Origin of the sequence: Amycolatopsis sp. NPDC005961 (genome assembly GCF_040629235.1) — a bacterium.
Lineage (GTDB): Bacteria > Actinomycetota > Actinomycetes > Mycobacteriales > Pseudonocardiaceae > Amycolatopsis > Amycolatopsis camponoti.
The window spans coordinates 45878-63078 of sequence record NZ_JBEXVF010000041.1; the positions used below are offsets into that span (position 1 = coordinate 45878).

A 17201-nucleotide genomic window follows, 5' to 3' on the forward strand; every position below is an offset into this window, starting at 1 on the left:
TTGCGGGGGACAACGCGTTGTCGGGGGTCTTCGGTAGGGGATACGGACACGGTCGGGAAACGGTTCAAAAAAGTTTTGCCCCCCGCGTTGCGGCATTTGGTACTAGACGTACGCCGTCCGGCCCACCAGGATGTCCCGCGTGGGACGGCACACTCGAGCGCTGAGACCCGTCGAAGATCATGAAGTCGTCGGTGTTGAGCCCAACGACGCCCATGACGATCTGGCGAAGGCGCTCTACCAGGAGTTCGGCGGGTCCCTCATGGCGTTCGCGCTCCGGCTGACCGGCCACGACCGGCAGTGGGCCGAAGACGTCGTGCAGGAGACCCTGATCAAGGCGTGGCGGAACGCGGACAAGCTCGACCGCCAGCCGGAGATGCTGCGCGCGTGGCTGTTCACGGTCGCCCGGCGCACCGTCATCGACGGCTGGCGCAGCCGGAGCGTCCGCCCCCAGGAGCTCGAGGAGATCGAGTCCGACGCGATCGCGGTCTCCGACGAGTCGGACCGGACGCTCGCCGCGATGATCGTCTACGAGGCGCTGCAGGGCCTTTCGCCCGAGCAGCGGGAGGCCATCCAGCAGACCTACCTGCGCGATCGCACCGTGAACGAGGTGGCGGCGACCCTCGGGGTACCGCCGGGCACCATCAAGTCCCGCATCCACCACGCCGTCCGCGCGCTGCGCCGGGCCCTGCGTGAGCGGGGGTGAACTGAGGGTGGCCGGGTCCGCACACACCGACGTCGCCGCGTACGTGCTCGGCGTCCTCAGCGAGGCCGAGAGCACCCAGTTCGAAGCCCACCTCATGAACTGCCCGCACTGCCAGCTCGACCTGATCGAGCTCTACCAGCTGCCGGACGTCCTCGACCTCGTGAAGCGCAGCTGGCCCGAGCCCCCGATGCCCGCGCCGGGCCCGCGCACCCTCGCCCCCGGGCCCCGCGTGCTGCGCGGCCTGATGGAAGAGGCCTCGGTCAAGCGCCGCCGCCGCAAGCGCCTCGGCATCATCGCCGGCGCCGCGGCCGCCGCCCTCGTCGTGGCCGGCCCGCTGGTGACCCTCGCGGTCCGGCCGGCCGACGCCGTCCCGCCCGCGTCGCTCTCGGCGCCGAGCACCAAGCAGCCCCCGCCGGTGACGAGCGTCCTGGCGACGAGCGTCCCGGCGCCGTCCACTGGCGCGCCGAGCCAGCCCGGTGGCGGCCAGATCTACGGCCGCGGCAGCGGTAGCGGCGGCTCCGCGGTCAGCGCCGTCGTCACGGTGTCCCCGGTGGAGTGGGGCAGCCGCGTCGACCTCGAGCTGCGCGGCATCGTCGGGCCGTTGAAGTGCCAGCTGTTCGCCATCTCGACGACGGGCGACGCCCGCGTGGTGTCCGGCTGGTCGGTGCCGCCCAAGGGCTTCGGCATCCCCGGCTCACCGGAACCGTTGCGGCTGCAGGGTTCCGTTTCGCTGGCGATGGACCAGATCTCCCGGTTCGAGGTCCGCGGCGACGACGGCACGGTCCTCGTCGTCGTGCAGCGCTGAGTTTCCTTCCCCGTACCCGGCGCCCCGCCGGGTGTTCCGCGTGCCGTCGTCGTGAACCACGGGCGTCGCCGAGTCGTGGTTCACGGTATGAGCGAGACTTCATTTCCGCGGTCGCACCGCCATGACCTGGATAAATGGCGTCCGGTTGCGCTTCGCTTGATAACGAACAGATAACGGGCTGGTCGCTTTTGAACCTCGGGCCGCTCACGTCCGTATCCCCCAATGCATCCCCCGATGCATCCCGACAGCCGGAACCAGAGCTCCCCGCGGGTTCCGTGCGATCTCGACCTCAACCAACGGTAGTTCTTGCCCGGGCCGCCGCGCTATTCGGCGTGCCCGGAATAACGAACGAGGTGAACTAGTCTATGGCCCGGAATTCTCGGTCCCCCGTGACGGGCAAGCATCGCGTCGCCCGCCGTACCAAGATCGCCATGGGCGCGATCGGCCTGGCGATCGCGGTCGGCGCACTCGCCGTCGCGGTCAGCACGGGCCGCACGGGCGAAGCGAGCGCGGACCCCGCGGACCCGTCGTTCTTCATCGACATCAACAAGGTTCCCGCCGGCAACAACGTCAACGCGGCCTTGAAGAAGAAGGGTGCGCAAGGGTCCTTCACCGTCGACTGTGGAACGAACGCGGACGGCGCGCACCACAACCCGGACAACTTCATCGCGCAGCCCGGGATCAAGAACGGCGCGCAGCACCTGCACGACTACGTCGGCAACGTGACGACCGACGCCGACTCGAGCCTCAAGAGCCTGCTCGCCGGCGACACCACCTGCAAGAACGGTGACAAGTCGGCTTACTTCTGGCCCGTGATCCGCATCGACCGCGAAGACAACGCGGCGAACGAGAGCGAGAACCAGAAGGCGCAGCAGAAGCAGCAGGGCAAGACCGGCGACGTCCAGCAGGACCAGAGCGCCAAGGATGCCCAGGCCGCGGACGCCGCCGGTCAGGGCCAGGACGCGCAGGACCCGAACGCGCAGGACCAGCAGGGCCAGGACGCGAACGCCCAGGACCAGCAGGACCCGAACGCGCAGGACCAGAACGCGCAGGACCAGAACGGGCAGCAGCAGAAGCGCCGGAACACCGGTGGCGGCGCGACCCGCAACGGTGACGCGAGTGCCCAGCAGCAGGACGGGCAGAACCAGCAAGACCAGCAGCAGGCCCAGGACCGCCGTCGCGGCGGCCAGAACGGTGGCCAGAACAACGGTGGCAAGAACGGCGGCCAGAACAACGGTGGCCAGAACGGCAACCAGAGCAGCTCGGCCGCCGCACCGCCGGCCGAAGAACTCGGCGGACCCGAAGGCGCGAACGAAGAGGTCGGCGACAACGACGGCGAGATCGTCGAGCCGGAGTCCGCGACCCTGAAGTTCATCGGCGGTGGCGCGCAGAACGTCGTCGCGATGCCGCTCGGCCTGAAGATCCTCTACGGTGACGCCAAGCAGAGCACCAACGGCCCGGCCAACGCCCGGCCCAGCTGGACCTGCACCGGGTTCGAGGACCGCCTGACCGACCTCTACCCGATCTGCCCGGCGGGCAGCAAGGTGGAGCGGATCCACGCCTTCCCGAACTGCTGGGACGGCAAGAACACCGACAGCGCGAACCACCGCACGCACATCGTGTTCGCGAACCAGCAGGGCAAGTGCCCGCAGGGCTTCAAGAACGTGCCCCAGCTGCAGGTGACGCTGGTCTACGACGTCCCGCAGGACGTCCAGCAGAAGGGCCAGTACAAAGTGGACGCCTTCGCCCAGGAAAAGCACAACCCGCGGTCCGACCACGACGACTTCGCGAACGTGATGAGCCGCAAGATCATGGGTCGCCTGGTCAACTGCATCAACTCCGGCAAGGCCTGCGCGGAATAGTCCTTCCGCACCAGTCAGTCCACGCCAGGAGGGAGAACGTCCGATGAACCGTGCTCGTCCGAGTGCTGTCGCACTGTCCGCCGCCATCGCCGGTCTCGCGCTGGTCGCGGCCTGCGGGACCAACCCGTACGCCACGTCCGGTGCCGTCCAGCAGGTGTCGCTCGGCGCACAGCAGCAGCTCTCGGCGAGCACGGTTCAGGCCGCCCCCGGGGCCGGCCAGGCCCAGCTGGTCACGTCCACTGTGGAGGGTCTCGGCGCGGTCCTCGCCGACGCCGAAGGCCACACGCTCTACCGCTACGCCAAGGACACCGCGAAGCCGCCGAAGGTCGCTTGCGTCGACGGCTGCGCGGAAATGTGGCCCCCGCTGCTCTCCGACTCCCCGGCACTGGCCGCCGGGGTGGACGCCCGGCTCGTCAGCCTGGTCACCCGGCCCGACGGCCGCAAGCAGGTGACGGTCGGCGGCTGGCCGGTGTACCGCTACGCCAAGGACACCGGCTCCGGCATCGCGCTCGGCCAGAACGTCAGCGCGGACTGGGCGGCGATCACGCCGGCGGGGGAGAAGGCGGCCGCGGCGGCGGGTGCGCCCGCCGCGAAGACCAGCATCGGCACCGCCGACATCGGCGGTCTCGGCCCGGTACTGACCGACCCGGCCGGGCGCACGCTCTACCTGTTCACCCAGGACGGCCGGGGTTCCGGAACGTCCACTTGCGACGGTGCCTGCGCACGGACGTGGCCACCGCTGCTCGTCGACGGCCGGATCACCGTCGCCGAAGACATCGACACCGGCCTGGTCGGGCAGATCACCCGGGCCGACGGGAGCAAGCAGGTCACCGTCGGCGGCTGGCCCGTGTACACCTACGCGAAGGACGGCGCGCCCGGCGAGGCGAACGGCCACGGCGCCGGGAACACCTGGTACGCCATGGAACCCAATGGCTGCAAGGTCGACCCGTCGCGCCGGCCGGACAACTCCATCGCGACGGCCTCTTCCAGCGGGTACTGACCCGCTCCCCGAACCCCGGCCCGGCGGACACTTCCCTCCACCTCACCCCCCTCGTCCGCCGGGCCGGTCGCACCACCCGAAGTACCGCGGGACCCCTGTCCCGCGCCCCGAGCCCCGGCCCGGGTGGACGCTTCCCTCCACCTCACCCCCAATGTCCCCCCGGGCCGGGATTCCTCACCCCCCACCGATCCGGCTCCGCCGGATCAGCGAAGGAGGAAATAGGCGGGCGCTTCCCCGCCCCGCGAGTTCCGGCCGGTGGACGCTTCCCTCCACCTCACCCCCCGAGTCCACCGAGCCGGAACTCCTCCCTCACCCCCGTGATGCCCCTCCAATCACGCAAGATGCCTCCCCAGTCACGCGAGTTGCCCCACCAGTCACGCGAGTTGACCCTCCAATCACGCGAGATGCCCCTCCGATCACGCGTGATGCCTCCCCAGTCACGCGAGTTGCTTCCCCAGTCACGCGAGATGGCCCTCCAGTCACGCGTGATGCCTCCCCAGTCACGAGAGATGCCCCTCCGATCACGCGAGATGCCTCTCCAGTCACACGTGATGCCCCACCGGTCACGCGAGATGCCCTACCAGTCACGCGAGATCCGTCCCTAGTCACACGAGTTCTGCCTTCAGCCACGCGAGATCTCCTCCAGACACGCGAGTCACGTCTCCGATCACGCGAGATCCGCCCAGACTTCCCGGCCCGTCGGTCACCCGGCCGGAGCCCCTCAAAAAAGACCCCGGTCCGGTGGATGCTTCCCTCCACCTCACCCCCCTCATCCCCCGGACCGGCCTACGCTGCGGTCCCCGTGCTCCGGCACGGGGACCGCGGCCCAGAAGTCCAGCGGCACGCGCCCGGTTCCGCGGCCGGCCGCGTCGAGCAGGCGGCCCATCAGCTTGACGTTCCGCAGCGTCACCGCCCGGCCGGTGATCTCCAGCCACGGCAGCTTCGCCGCCAGCACCGCTTCCAGCGCCAGCGTGTCGTGCTGCGAAGGCAGCCACACCACCAGCATCAGGTTCGCCGCCCCGGTGAGGCCCGCGCACATGCGCACCTCCGGCAGCATCGCCAGCGACCGCGCGGTCGTCTCCAGCTTGTCGGGCGGCACCCGCAGCCACAGCGTCACCGTGACCGGCGCCGGCGACACCGACCGCGCGATCTCGCACCGGACGCGGATCGCACCCCGGGCCAGCAGGGCGTCCAGCCGGCGCCGGACCGTCGTCGCGCCGACGCCGAGTTCGATCGCCAGTGCTGCCGCCGACGCCCGGGCGTCCACGCCGAGGGCCAGGATCAGCGCCCGGTCCGCGTCGTCGAACCGCAGGGGTGCCCGGTTCTTCGCCGGCTTCACCGACAGCGCCTCGCGCTGACCCGGCGAGATCGCCCGCACCCGCCACCGGCTGCCCTCGGTGAACATCCGCGGCGACAGCACCGTGCGCACCCGCGTCACCCCGGGCACCGCCGACACCCGGTCCAGCACGTGCGCGCCCAGCTCCCGCAGAGACGGCGCGACGACGTGGGCGAGCAGGTCGCACGGCCCGGCCACGTACTCGACGGTGACCACCTGGGGGTCCGCGGCCAGCGCGGACGCCACCGAAAGCGCGGTCCCGGGCGCACAGTCGATCTCGACGAACGCCAAGGCCAGCTGCGCGGTCAGCTCCCCGCCGATGTACGCGGTCAGCCACGCGTCGCCGCGCTCGACCAGCGTGTCCCAGTGCCGGGCGGCGGTCACCGCGCCCAGGCCGAGCGCGCGGCCCAGCGTCGACCACGACGCGCGCGGCGCCGCCTGCAGCGCGTCGACCAGTTTGAGGTCCTGCTCGGTCAACATGGCGGATTCTTCGCTCATCGGCTCTCGCAACGGTGGTTTCGGTGTTTTTCTGCAGCCATTGTGCTCGACACTTGCATGATCTGCGAATGACCCTGCGCTCGGACGCCGCCGCCCTACTCGACGACCTGGTCGCTCTCCGTCGCGACCTGCACCGCATCCCCGAGATCGGCCTGCACCTGCCGCGCACCCAGGAGCGGGTCCTCGCGGCCCTCGACGGCCTGCCCCTCGAACTCAGCCTGGGCAAGAACCTCTCGTCGATCACGGGAGTCCTCCGAGGCGGCAAGCCCGGCGGAACCGTTCTCCTCCGCGGGGACATGGACGCCCTCCCGGTGACCGAAGCCAGCGGCGAGGAGTTCAGCTCGACCCTCGACGGCGCCATGCACGCCTGCGGCCACGACCTCCACACGGCGGGGCTGGTCGGCGCCGCCCGCCTGCTCGCCGCCCGCCGCGAGGAACTCGCCGGCGACGTCGTCTTCATGTTCCAGCCCGGCGAAGAAGGCTGGGACGGCGCGGGCATCATGATCGACGAAGGCGTGCTGACGGCGTCCGGCAAGCACGTCGACGCCGCGTACGGCCTGCACGTTTCGGCCGCCAGCTACGCGAAGGGCCAGTTCACCGCCCGCCCCGGCACGCTGATGGCGGCCTCGGGCGCCCTCGAGGTCCGCGTGCGGGGCGAGGGCGGCCACGGCTCGTCGCCGCACGACGCCCGCGACCCGATCCCGGCGGCCTGCGAGATGGTCACCGCCCTGCAGACGATGGTCACGCGCACCTTCGACGTCTTCGACCCGGTCGTGGTCACCGTCGGCTCGTTCCACGCCGGCACCCGGCGCAACATCATCCCGGACGACGCGGTGTTCGAGGCGACGCTGCGGTCGTTCTCGCCCGAGGTCGCGGCCCGGGTGGGGGAGAAGGCGGTGCAGGTCTGCCGGGGCATCGCCGACGCGCACGGCCTCGACATCGACGTCACCTACGAGCCGGAGTACCCCGCGACGGTCAACGACGCGGCCGCCTACGACTTCGTCGCCGACACGATCCGTGACGTCTTCGGGGAGGAGCGGTTCACCGAGATGGCCGATCCGATCACCGGCTCGGAGGACTTCTCCCGCGTGCTCGAACGCGTCCCCGGCGCGTACCTGTTCCTCGGCGCGTGCCCGACGGACCCGGAAACCGCGCCGGACAACCATTCCCCACGGGCCCGCTTCGACGACAGCGTGCTCGGCGACGGCGCCGCGCTGCTGGCCGAGCTCGCCGTCCGCCGCCTCGGGCTCCTGGCCGGGTGACGGGAGTGCGCAGCTACCACTGGCCTCCGCTGCTGCCCGTGCTCGCGCTGGTCCTGATGCCGTTCCTGCCGTTCGTCAACACGACCGGGCTGTGGCTCGGGCTGCCGCGGATGATGGTGTGGGGCGCGTTCTGGTGCCTCATGTTCACCCCGGCGCTGCTGCTGTCCGAACGCCTGCTGCGCGGGCGGGAGGACGAGTCGTGATCCTCGCCTTCACCCTCGTGGGCATCGTCCTGATCGGTGTTCTCGGCTTCGTCGGCCGGCGCAAGCCCGTCGCCGACCTGGCCGAGTGGACGGTCGGCGGGCGGCGCTTCGGCGCGCTCACCATGTGGTTCCTGCAGGCGGGCGAGGTGTTCACCACCTTCACCTTCCTGGGCATGGCCGGCCTCGCGTTCTCCGGCGGTGTCGCGGCGATGTACGCGCTGCCGTACGTGCCGATCGCCTACGTCGTGCTGTTCTTCCTCGCGAAGCGCCTGTGGACGATGGGGAAGGAGCGCGGCTACCTCACGCAGGGCGACTTCCTCGAGGACCGTTACTCCAGCCGGGCGCTCGGGACGGTGTCCGCGGTACTCGGCGTCGTGTTCGTGCTGCCGTACCTGCAGCTGCAGATCACCGGGCTCGGCCTGATCGTCCGGCTGGTCACCGGCGACAGCGCGTCCGGCACGCTGAGCATGGTCACCGGCAGCGTGCTAGTGGTCGCGTTCGTGCTGTGGGCGGGGCTGCGCGGCGTCGCGGCGACGTCCTACTTCAAGGACGGGATCATGCTGGTCGCGCTGGTGGTGCTGGCCATCGCCGTGCCGACGCACTTCGCCGGCGGGATCGGGGGTGTGTTCCGCAAGATCGAGCAGCTGCACCCGGAGAAGCTGATCGTCCACAGTGGAGCGAACGACCACGTCTGGTTCGTGACGAGCATGCTGGTCAGCGCGATCGGCGTCGGCCTGATGACGCTGCCGCACTCGTGGCCGGCGCTGATGTCGGCGCGCGACCCGAAGGTGCTGCGGCGCAACTACGCCTGGATGCCGGTGTACGAGCTGTGCCTGCTGCTGCCGATGATCATCGGGTTCGCGGCGATCCTGGTGGTGTCGAAAGGCAGCGTTTCTCACAAAACAGACCCGAACGGCGTATTGCTGACGCTGTCGAAGGACGCCTTGCCCGGGTGGGTGACGGGGATCGTCGTGGTCGCCGCGACGGCCACCGCGATGGTCCCGGCGGCCGGGATCCTGATCGGCATCTCGTCGCTGGTGGCGCGCAACATAGTCCGCGTCCGCAGCGGCCGCAAGCAGTTCTGGATCAACCACGGCACGGTTGTGCTCGCGAGTACTCTTGCCCTCGTGCTGGGCATCTTCCGGCCGGACCTGCTGGCCAACCTGCTGTTGCTCACCTATTCGGGGTCGGTCCAGCTGGCCCCGGCGAACCTGCTGGGCTTCCTGCGGCGGGTGCCCGTCGGCAAGGGCCCGGTGTTCGCCGGGCTGATCGCCGGCGAGCTCGTGGTCGTGTACCTGACCTTTGTGGACACCCATCTGGCCGGCACGGTCAACGTGGGCTTGATCGGGCTCGGCGTCAACGTCGTCGTCCTCGCACTGGCCGCGGCGGCGCGGCGACAGACTTCTCCCGTGGAGGCGGCGTGACGCGCACGGTTTTCACCGGTGGTTCGGTGTTCGACGGCACCGGGTCCGAGCCGGCGGCGGCCGACGTCGTCGTCGAGCACGGCCGGATCGTCGAGGTCGGCACGGACCTGGACGGCGACGAGGGCGTCGACTGTTCCGGCGCGGTGCTGCTGCCGGGGCTCTTCGACTGCCACGTGCACGTCACGGTGTCGGACATCGGGCTGATGTCGCGCGTGCAGAAGCCGTTCTCCTACCAGTTCTACGAAGCCGCGCGGAACCTGTGGGCGACGCTCGGGCTGGGCATCACGACGGTGCGCGACGCGTCCGGCGCGGACCTCGGCATCAAGCAGGCGGTGGACGACGGGCTGATCCCGGGGCCGCGGATGCAGATCTCGATCGGGCTGATCAGCCAGACCGGCGGGCACGGCGACAGCTGGAACCCGTCGAGCATCTGCGTCCCGCTGCTGGTGCCGCACCCCGGCCGCCCGGACGCGACGGCCGACGGCCCCGACGAGATGCGCCGCGTCGCCCGGACGCTGCTGCGCGCGGGAGCGGACGTGCTGAAGGTGTGCACGACCGGCGGCGTGCTGTCCCCGCGCGACGACCCGCGGCATTCGCAGTACACGCCGGAGGAGCTGGAGGTCCTGGTCGCCGAAGCGGCGGCGCAGGGCCGGCCGGTGATGGCGCACGCCCAGGGCGCGGCGGGCATCAAGAACGCGGTGCGGGCGGGCGTGCGCTCGATCGAGCACGGCATCTACCTCGACGATGAGGCGATCGAGCTGATGCTGGGCCACGGGACGTGGCTGGTCCCGACGTTGATCGCCCCGGTCAACGTGGTCCGCGCGGCCGATGCCGGGGTGGACTTGCCGGCGTCCGTGGTGGCGAAGGCGCGTGAAGTGGTGGAGGTGCACCGGGATTCCGTGCGCCGCGCGTACGCGGCGGGGGTCCGGATCGCGATGGGGACGGACAGCGGGGTCGGGCCGCACGGCACGAACCTGGAGGAGCTGGCGCTGATGGCGGCGTGCGGGATGACGCAGGCGGACGTCCTGGAGGCGACGACGTCCTCGGCGGCGCGGTTGATGGGGCTGGACGGCGAGCTGGGGCGGATCGAGCCGGGGCTGCGGGCGGATCTGGTCGTGGTGGCGGGGGATCCCTATGACTTCCCGGGGTTGGCTTCGAACATCCGGGAGGTGTGGAAGGACGGGGTGCGGGTGGTCTGACGCCTGGGGCCACGGCCGCGCGGGTCGCGGTCCCGGTCACGTGAGTTCCGGCGTGGCGCACGCGGGCGGACCCGGTGTGTTCGCCCGCGTGGCGCTACCGGCGGTCGAGCCGCAGAGTCGTCGCCGCGGCCTCGGCCGTCACCATGGCGTCGGTGCCGCCGCCGGTGTACTTGGTGCGGTAGGCGGCATCCACGGCCGCGGTGACCCGCGCGGAAGCGGTGCCGATGTCCTCGATGGTGACTTCGGCTTCCAGTCCCGGCACGCGAACGTGCGCCGAGCGCGACCGCACCGCGTCCCCGAACCAGCCCGTGTCCCGCCGGTACCAGGTCCGCACGTAGACCTGACCGCCGGCGCACACGACCCAGATCGGTGTCCACCGTCGCGAGCCGACCGCGATCTCCAGCTCCTGGGCCGCGTCCAGGAAGCTCAGGTCGTCGGCGGTCCAGGAGGTCGTCAAGCCGACTCCGGGCTCAGCAGGTCCTTCAACGCCACCGCGAACTTCCCCGGGTTCCGCTGCGGAGCCAGGTGCGCCCCCGGCATCTCGGTGAACGGCAACCCCAGCTCCAACGCCAAGATCTTCGCCGGCTGGTAGTGGTACCGCCCCCGGCTGCCCTCGCCGGCCACCGGGATGATCTCCGTGCCGGCCTTGCGCAGCGCTCGCAGGTCCGGCAAGTAGTCGAAGAACGGCGTCAGCTCGCGGTCGAACAGCCGGATCCAGTCGGCTTCGTGAGGGAGCCGCAGGTTCGGCAGGTTCGGCAGCGCCGCGCCCGCGATCGCGTCCGCGAAACGGGTCACCGCCGTCAGGAGCTCACCCGAACGGGCCAGCCGGACCTGCTCCGCGGCCGCCGCGAGCCAGCCGCTCGCGTCCGGCATCAGGTGGACCGCCGGGGGCTCGTGCGCGACCAGCGTCGTCACCCGGTCCGGGTGCCGGGCCACCAGGTCGAGGCCGATCAGCGCGCCCGCGCTCGAGCCGAACACCAGCGCCGGGCCGTCGGTCGCGTGGCTCAGCACCGCCAGCGCGTCGTCCGCCTGGCGGGACACCGGGACCGGGCCCGTCGTGGTGTCGGTGCTGCCGAAGTGGCCGCGCCGGTCGTACGTGATGACGGTGTAATCCGCGTACAGCTGCTTCGCCAGCGCGCGGTAGGAGTCACCCGCCCCGGTGCCGCCCGCGATCAGCAGCAGCGCCGGGCCCTCGCCGCCGCGGCGGACGAGGAGCTCGCCGTCCTCCACCGGGCAACGGCTCTCCGAGATCATGCTTGAAGTCAAGCACAGACAATGAAGTGGACGGCGCGGTGGTCGATCCCTAGCGTGCGCGGCATGGCGGAACGGCGAACGATCCTCAGCGGGTCGACCTTCGAAGAGCGGATCGGCTACGCCCGCGCGGTGGTCGACGGCGGCCGCGTGTACGTCTCGGGCACGACCGGCTTCGACTACTCGGCCATGACCATCTCCGACGACGTCGTCGAGCAGGCGGCGCAGTGCCTGCGCACCATCGAAGCGGCGCTGGCGGAGGCGGGCTGCACTTTCGCGGACGTGGTCCGCGTGCGCTACCTGCTGCCCGTGCGCGAGGACTTCGAGCCGTGCTGGCCGGTGCTGCGCAAGGCTTTCGCGGACGTCCGCCCGGCGGCGACGATGCTCCAGTGCGGCCTCGCGGACCCGCGCATGAAGATCGAAATCGAGGTGGACGCCCACCTGCCCGGCTAGAGCCGTTCGATGATGGTCGCCGTCGAGAGGGCGCCGCCGGCGCACATCGTCACCAGGGCCGTCGCGGCGTCGCGGCGTTCCAGCTCGTGCAACGCCGTCGTCAGCAGCCGGGCACCCGTGCTGCCCACCGGGTGGCCCAGCGCGATCGCGCCGCCGTTGACGTTGACCCGGGCGGGATCCGGCGCCATGACCTGCTGCCACGACAACGCCACCGACGCGAACGCCTCGTTCACCTCGAACAGGTCCGGGTCGGCGATCGTCATGCCCGCCTTCGAAAGCACCCGCTCCGTCGCGCGGATCGGGCCGTCCAGGTGGTAGTACGGCTCCGCGCCGACCAGCGCCTGCGCCACGATCCGGGCTCGCGGGCGCAGTCCCAGCGCCGAGGCCCGCGCGGAATCCATCAGGAGCAGCGCCGCCGCGCCGTCGGAGATCTGGGAGGACGTTCCCGCCGTGTGGACGCCGTCCGCCACCACCGGCTTCAGCCGCGCCAGGCCTTCGGCCGTCGTCTCGCGGAGCCCCTGGTCGCGGCCGACCAGGCGCGTCTCACCGGTCGCCGAACCGTCGGCGGCCAGGACCGGGGCCTTCACCGGCACCACTTCGCGGTCGAAGTGCCCGGCCTCCCACGCGGCCGCCGCCTTCCGCTGGGAGGCGACGCCGAACGCGTCGACGTCGGCGCGCGTCAGGCCGCGCCGCACCGCGATGCGCTCCGCCGCGCCGTACTGGTTGGGCAGGTCGATCGTCCACGACGCCGGCCGCGGCGAACCCGAACCCCGGTTCGCGCCCAGCGGCACCCGGCTCATCGCCTCGACCCCGCACGCGACGCCCACCTCGATGGCGTCCGCCGCGATCAGGCCCGCCACCAGGTGAGCCGCCTGCTGCGCCGAGCCGCACTGGGCGTCGATCGTCGTCGCGCCCGCCGTCTCCGGGAGGCCCGCGTGCAGCCAGGCCGTGCGCGTCACGTTGCCGGACTGCTCGCTCGCCTGCGTGACGCAGCCGCCGATCAGCTGCTCGACCAGGGCCGGGTCGAGGCCGGCGCGGTCGAGGAGGGCCTGCTGCGCGGCACCCAGCAGCTCGGCCGCGTGGAGGCCGGCCAGCAGGCCGCCCCGCTTGCCGATGGGGGTCCGCACGGCTTCGACGATGACCGGCACGCCCATGTCGTCCCTTTCGTCGGGCAACGTTGTCCAGTGACCCAAAAACTAGAACAAGTTATCGTTCTGCGCAAGCGTCCCCAGGGTCGCCCGGATCTTGATCTTTATCGAGTGAGCGCTCGCTCACCTGGCCTCATCGGTAAAGTTAACGGGTTTCACTGAACGCTCTTCCGGAAGTTAACACCGTATGCTCTAATCGCCATTAGAACGTGTTTCAAACGGCGAACCGTGGGAGGCAACGTGGCCGCTCCGCTCATCCCCGCCGGTTTCGACTTCACGGACCCGGACCTCTATGCCGAACGGCTGCCCCTGGCGGAGTTCGCCGAGCTCCGGCGGACGGCCCCCGTGTGGTGGAACCCCCAGAAGACCAACACCGCAGGCTTCGGCGACGACGGCTACTGGGTCGTCTCGCGCCACGAAGACGTCAAGGAGGTCTCGCGCGACAGCGCGCTCTACTCCTCCAGCGAGAAGACCGCGATCATCCGCTTCGACGAGAGCATGACCGAGGACCGCCTCAACGCGAACCGCCTGGTCCTGCTCAACATGGACGCGCCGCAGCACACGAAGCTGCGCAAGATCGTGTCGAAGGGCTTCACCCCGCGCTCGATCGCGAAGCTCGAAGACACGCTGCGCGACCGCGCGGAGAAGATCGTCCACGAAGCACGGAAAAAGGGAACGGGCGACTTCGTCACCGACGTCGCGTGCGAGCTTCCCCTGCAGGCCATCGCCGAGCTGATCGGCATCCCGCAGGAGGACCGGCTCAAGATCTTCGACTGGTCGAACCAGATGGTCGCCTACGACGACCCGGAGTACGAGGTCGAGCCGCTGGAGGCGTCCGCGCAGCTCATCGGCTACGCCTGGAACATGGCCGAGGACCGCCGCAAGTGCCCGATGGACGACATCGTCACGAAGCTGATCCAGGCGGACGTCGACGGTGAAGCGCTCGGTTCGGACGAATTCGGCTTCTTCGTGATCCTGCTCGCCGTCGCCGGCAACGAGACCACGCGCAACGCCATCACCCACGGCATGAAGGCGTTCCTCGACCACCCGGACCAGTGGGAGCTCTACAAGGAGCAACGGCCGAAGACGGCGCCGGACGAGATCGTCCGCTGGGCCACCCCGGTGGTCGCGTTCCAGCGCACGGCCACCCGCGACACCGAGCTCGGCGGCGCGCACATCCGCCGGGGCGACCGCGTCGGCATGTTCTACAGCTCCGCCAACTTCGACCACGAGGTCTTCGACGACCCGGAGAAGTTCGACATCCTCCGCGAAGACAACCCGCACGTCGGCTTCGGCGGCACCGGTTCCCACTACTGCATCGGCGCCAACCTGGCGCGGCTGGAGATCGACCTGATCTTCAACGCGATCGCGGACGTGATGCCGGGGATCACCGAGGCCGAGCCCCCGGTGCGGCTGCGGTCGAGCTGGTTGAACGGGATCAAGCACTACCCGGTGCGCTACGCCTGAGGAACTCGCGGACCCGCCGCCGGGTGAGCCCGGTGGCGGGTTCGACGGGCCGCAGCCCCAGCACCGAGTGGAAGAGCGCGATGGTGGTCACCGGACCATGACATCATGAGGCGATGGCCCCGAGAGCGACTGTCGACGTCGAGTTCTCCGTCCGCGTCACCGAACCCGGGCCCGCCGCGATCTCGGTCGCCGCCGCCCACGCCGATACCGATGAGCTCACCGTCTCCTGGCACGGGGAAAGCGAGCTCGTCGAGTTCGAGCACGGCACCCGCGCGGAGGTCTTCGAGCTGCCCAAGGGCGAGCACCGCGTCAGCTACCACGCCGAACGCGCGCTGGGCGAGGCCGAACCCGAGCCCGTCACGCGCGCCGATGCCGCCGTCTTCACCCGGCCGAGCCGGTACTGCCCCTCCGACCGGATCGCCGGGCTCGTGCCGCCGGAGCTCTACGCGCTGAAGAGCGACCGGAAGAAGGTCGACACGATCGTCCGGCACGTCCACCAGCGACTGTCCTATGTGGTCGGCTCCAGCCGGCCCACCGACGACGCCATCGACACGCTCCTCGCCGGCGAAGGCGTCTGCCGCGACTTCGCGCACGTCTGCATCACCCTCTGCCGGTTCTTCGACATCCCCGCGCGCTACGTCGGCGTCTACGCGCCCGGGCTCTCGCCGATGGACTTCCACGCCGTCTTCGAGGCCGGGGTCGACGGCCTCTGGTACGTCTTCGACGCCACCCACCTCGCGCCGCGCCAGACCATGCTGCGCATCTCCACCGGCCGCGACGCCGCGGACACGGCGTTCTTCGCCACTCTCGGCTGCGAGCTCGACTTCCTCGGCAGCACGGTGTTCGCGACGACGGACACCGCGCTGCCCCACGACGACTGGCGCGAGCTCGTCGCACTGGACTGAGGATGGTCCGACCGCGTGTTAACTGCGCGAAGAGGCTCTTCGCTGGGTAGACAGTGTCCGTGAACAGTTCCCCCAAGGCCCCGAGCCCCTGGGCGCGGGCCCGTGCCCGGTACCGGTGGCTGGACCACATCGCCCGCGCGACCAACCGCTACATCGAGTGCGGCGGCTACCACTACGTCGCCTCGATCACCTACTTCAGCCTGCTGTCGCTGGTGCCGCTGCTGATGGTCGCGTCGTCGGTCGCCGGGTTCGTGCTGGCCAGCCAGCCGGGCCTGCGCGAAACCATGGTCCACGCCGTCGTCAGCACGCTGCCCGGCGGGCCCGGCGGGCTGGGCGACAAGGCGACCGAGCTGCTCACCGGCTTCGTCGACCAGCGGACCAGCGTCGGCGCGTTCGGCCTGGCGATCGGCCTCTACTCGGGCTGGAACTGGATGAACGCGCTGCGGGACTCGCTGACCGCGCTCTGGGGCCAGAACCGCTCGGACCAGTCGCTGCCGCGGCTGATCGCCGTCGACCTGCTCGCGCTGCTCGGTCTCTCGGCGGCGCTGGTGGTGTCGTTCACGATCACCATCTCCGGCACCGCGCTGGGCGGCTACCTGCTCCGGCTGGTCGGCCTCGACGACACGAGCTGGGGGCACCGGCTCGTCTCGGCGTCCTCGGTGCCGCTGTCGCTGGCCGCCGACTGGCTGGTGTTCCTGTGGGTGCTCACCCGGCTGCCGCGGCAGAAGGTGGGCGTGCGCAGCGCGGTGCGGGGCGCGATCGCGCTGGCCATCGGGTTCGAGGTGCTCAAGCTGGCCGGTGGTTTCTACCTCAAGCTGATCGGCGACTCGCTGACCGGCATCGCGTTCGGCTCGGTGATCGGCCTGATCTTCTTCATCTCGCTGATCGCCCGGATGCTCGTCTACGTCACGGCGTGGACCGCGACCGGCTCGGACGCACCCCCGAAGCCGATCCAGCCACCGGCGCCGGTCGTCCTCGAACCGGTGATCGTGGTGGACCCGCCGGTCGCGGTGCCGGCCACGGTCGGCGTCGTGACCGGGGTGATCGGCACGCTGCTGGCGCTCAGGTGGCGACGTTCGCGAGGCTGAAGAGCCGCATCAGCTGGTGGTCGATCAGCGCGATCGCCGCCTCCGGGGTGCGCTGACCCAGGATGATGCTGGTCTGCAGGCCGTCGACGCTCGACAGGAGCAGCTCCGCCTCCGGCAGCAGTTCGAGATCCGGCGCCACCTCACCGCGGTCGCGTCCCCACGCCAGCAGGTCCGCGGTCAGCCGTCCCAGCTCGGGCGGCGCGGCGCTGACCGCCGACGCCAGTCCGGGGTCCGAAAGGGACCGGACGAAGTAGGCGAGGTGCACGAGGTAGCGCGTGCGGCGCCCGTCGTCGACCGGCAGCATCCCGACGAGCATGGCGCGCAGCACCTCACGCGGGGTCGCGTCCTCGTCCGGGCCGGTGCCCGCGCGGACGCTGTCCCCGGCGTCGGCGTTGAGGATCTCGAGCGCGCCGAGCAGCAGGTCGTCACGCGTGCCGAAGTAGTACTGGACCAGCCGCAGCGAGACCCCGGCCTCGGCCGCGACCTTGCGCAGCGACACGTCTTCGAGCCCGCGCGCGCTCGCGATCCGCCAGACGGCCTCGGCGATCTGGCGGCGGCGTTGCCCGTGGTCGGCGAGTCTCGGCATGGTGGGTCGAG

General features: G+C 70.8%; 17 protein-coding genes. 12 read left to right on the forward strand and 5 right to left on the reverse strand.

The annotated features are described in order from the left end of the window. Positions 1-139 precede the first annotated feature (139 nt). The 4 genes from ABZ342_RS30665 (at position 140) to ABZ342_RS30680 (ending at position 4370) form a co-directional block, all read left to right on the forward strand. Positions 140-703 carry a sigma-70 family RNA polymerase sigma factor gene (locus ABZ342_RS30665; RefSeq protein ID WP_155542221.1) on the forward strand — a complete coding sequence of 188 codons (564 nt, stop codon included), beginning with the start codon at positions 140-142 and terminating at the stop codon, positions 701-703. Between the two features lie 7 nt (positions 704-710). Next, positions 711-1508 carry a zf-HC2 domain-containing protein gene (locus tag ABZ342_RS30670; protein ID WP_360480201.1) on the forward strand — a complete coding sequence of 266 codons (798 nt, stop codon included), beginning with the start codon at positions 711-713 and terminating at the stop codon, positions 1506-1508. A 365-nt stretch (positions 1509-1873) separates the two neighbouring features. Continuing rightward, entirely contained in the window at positions 1874-3370 is a 1497-nt protein-coding gene (locus ABZ342_RS30675; RefSeq protein ID WP_360480204.1) for a DUF1996 domain-containing protein, read from the forward strand. Between the two features lie 43 nt (positions 3371-3413). Further along, positions 3414-4370: an SCO0930 family lipoprotein gene (locus ABZ342_RS30680; protein ID WP_360480207.1), complete on the forward strand. Its 957-nt coding sequence runs from the start codon at positions 3414-3416 to the stop codon at positions 4368-4370. A 769-nt stretch (positions 4371-5139) separates the two neighbouring features. On the opposite strand, the gene ABZ342_RS30685 is transcribed toward ABZ342_RS30680, so the two are convergent. After that, on the reverse strand, positions 5140-6204 hold the full coding sequence (locus ABZ342_RS30685) for an Lrp/AsnC ligand binding domain-containing protein (protein ID WP_230862404.1): 1065 nt from the start codon (positions 6202-6204) through the stop codon (positions 5140-5142). Between the two features lie 68 nt (positions 6205-6272). Between ABZ342_RS30685 and ABZ342_RS30690 the strand changes: the two genes are divergently transcribed. Genes ABZ342_RS30690 through ABZ342_RS30705 form a run of 4 tightly spaced genes read left to right on the forward strand, consistent with a single transcriptional unit; the run spans position 6273 to position 10292 of the window. Next, positions 6273-7466 (forward strand): M20 family metallopeptidase, encoded by a 1194-nt coding sequence (locus ABZ342_RS30690; RefSeq protein WP_360480210.1) that lies wholly within the window; start codon positions 6273-6275, stop codon positions 7464-7466. Between the two features lie 5 nt (positions 7467-7471). Then, positions 7472-7669, forward strand: a complete 198-nt coding sequence (locus ABZ342_RS30695; RefSeq protein WP_155542226.1) for a hypothetical protein — start codon at positions 7472-7474, stop codon at positions 7667-7669. Further along, complete coding sequence (locus ABZ342_RS30700) at positions 7666-9093, forward strand: sodium:solute symporter family protein (RefSeq protein ID WP_360480214.1); 1428 nt, start codon at positions 7666-7668, stop codon at positions 9091-9093. The genes ABZ342_RS30695 and ABZ342_RS30700 overlap by 4 nt, the downstream gene beginning before the upstream one ends. Beyond that, the gene (locus ABZ342_RS30705) at positions 9090-10292 is read left to right on the forward strand and encodes an amidohydrolase family protein (protein WP_155542228.1); all 1203 of its coding nucleotides are present in this window, start codon (positions 9090-9092) and stop codon (positions 10290-10292) included. The genes ABZ342_RS30700 and ABZ342_RS30705 overlap by 4 nt, the downstream gene beginning before the upstream one ends. Before the next feature lie 94 nt (positions 10293-10386). On the opposite strand, the gene ABZ342_RS30710 is transcribed toward ABZ342_RS30705, so the two are convergent. Together ABZ342_RS30710 and ABZ342_RS30715 are read right to left on the reverse strand one after the other, a co-directional pair. Further along, positions 10387-10749, reverse strand: a complete 363-nt coding sequence (locus ABZ342_RS30710; protein ID WP_360480218.1) for a DUF2255 family protein — start codon at positions 10747-10749, stop codon at positions 10387-10389. After that, positions 10746-11546 carry an alpha/beta hydrolase gene (locus tag ABZ342_RS30715; protein ID WP_360480221.1) on the reverse strand — a complete coding sequence of 267 codons (801 nt, stop codon included), beginning with the start codon at positions 11544-11546 and terminating at the stop codon, positions 10746-10748. Before ABZ342_RS30715 ends, ABZ342_RS30710 begins: the two co-directional genes overlap by 4 nt. Positions 11547-11609: 63 nt before the next feature. On the opposite strand from ABZ342_RS30715, the gene ABZ342_RS30720 reads away from it, so the two are divergent. Continuing rightward, positions 11610-11996: a RidA family protein gene (locus tag ABZ342_RS30720; protein ID WP_360480224.1), complete on the forward strand. Its 387-nt coding sequence runs from the start codon at positions 11610-11612 to the stop codon at positions 11994-11996. Here ABZ342_RS30720 and ABZ342_RS30725 read toward each other — a convergent pair. Continuing rightward, entirely contained in the window at positions 11993-13150 is a 1158-nt protein-coding gene (locus ABZ342_RS30725) for a steroid 3-ketoacyl-CoA thiolase (protein WP_360480275.1), read from the reverse strand. The two genes, ABZ342_RS30720 and ABZ342_RS30725, sit on opposite strands and share 4 nt — an antisense overlap. A 234-nt stretch (positions 13151-13384) precedes the next feature. Between ABZ342_RS30725 and ABZ342_RS30730 the strand changes: the two genes are divergently transcribed. From ABZ342_RS30730 to ABZ342_RS30740, 3 genes are all read left to right on the forward strand, one after another. Beyond that, positions 13385-14611: a cytochrome P450 gene (locus ABZ342_RS30730; protein ID WP_196425254.1), complete on the forward strand. Its 1227-nt coding sequence runs from the start codon at positions 13385-13387 to the stop codon at positions 14609-14611. A 113-nt stretch (positions 14612-14724) separates the two neighbouring features. Beyond that, positions 14725-15516 (forward strand): transglutaminase family protein, encoded by a 792-nt coding sequence (locus ABZ342_RS30735; RefSeq protein WP_360480228.1) that lies wholly within the window; start codon positions 14725-14727, stop codon positions 15514-15516. 59 nt (positions 15517-15575) lie between these two features. Further along, positions 15576-16604, forward strand: a complete 1029-nt coding sequence (locus ABZ342_RS30740) for a YhjD/YihY/BrkB family envelope integrity protein (RefSeq protein WP_360480230.1) — start codon at positions 15576-15578, stop codon at positions 16602-16604. On the opposite strand, the gene ABZ342_RS30745 is transcribed toward ABZ342_RS30740, so the two are convergent. Beyond that, positions 16579-17190, reverse strand: a complete 612-nt coding sequence (locus ABZ342_RS30745) for a TetR/AcrR family transcriptional regulator (protein WP_360480232.1) — start codon at positions 17188-17190, stop codon at positions 16579-16581. The genes ABZ342_RS30740 and ABZ342_RS30745 overlap by 26 nt on opposite strands. Positions 17191-17201 lie beyond the last annotated feature (11 nt).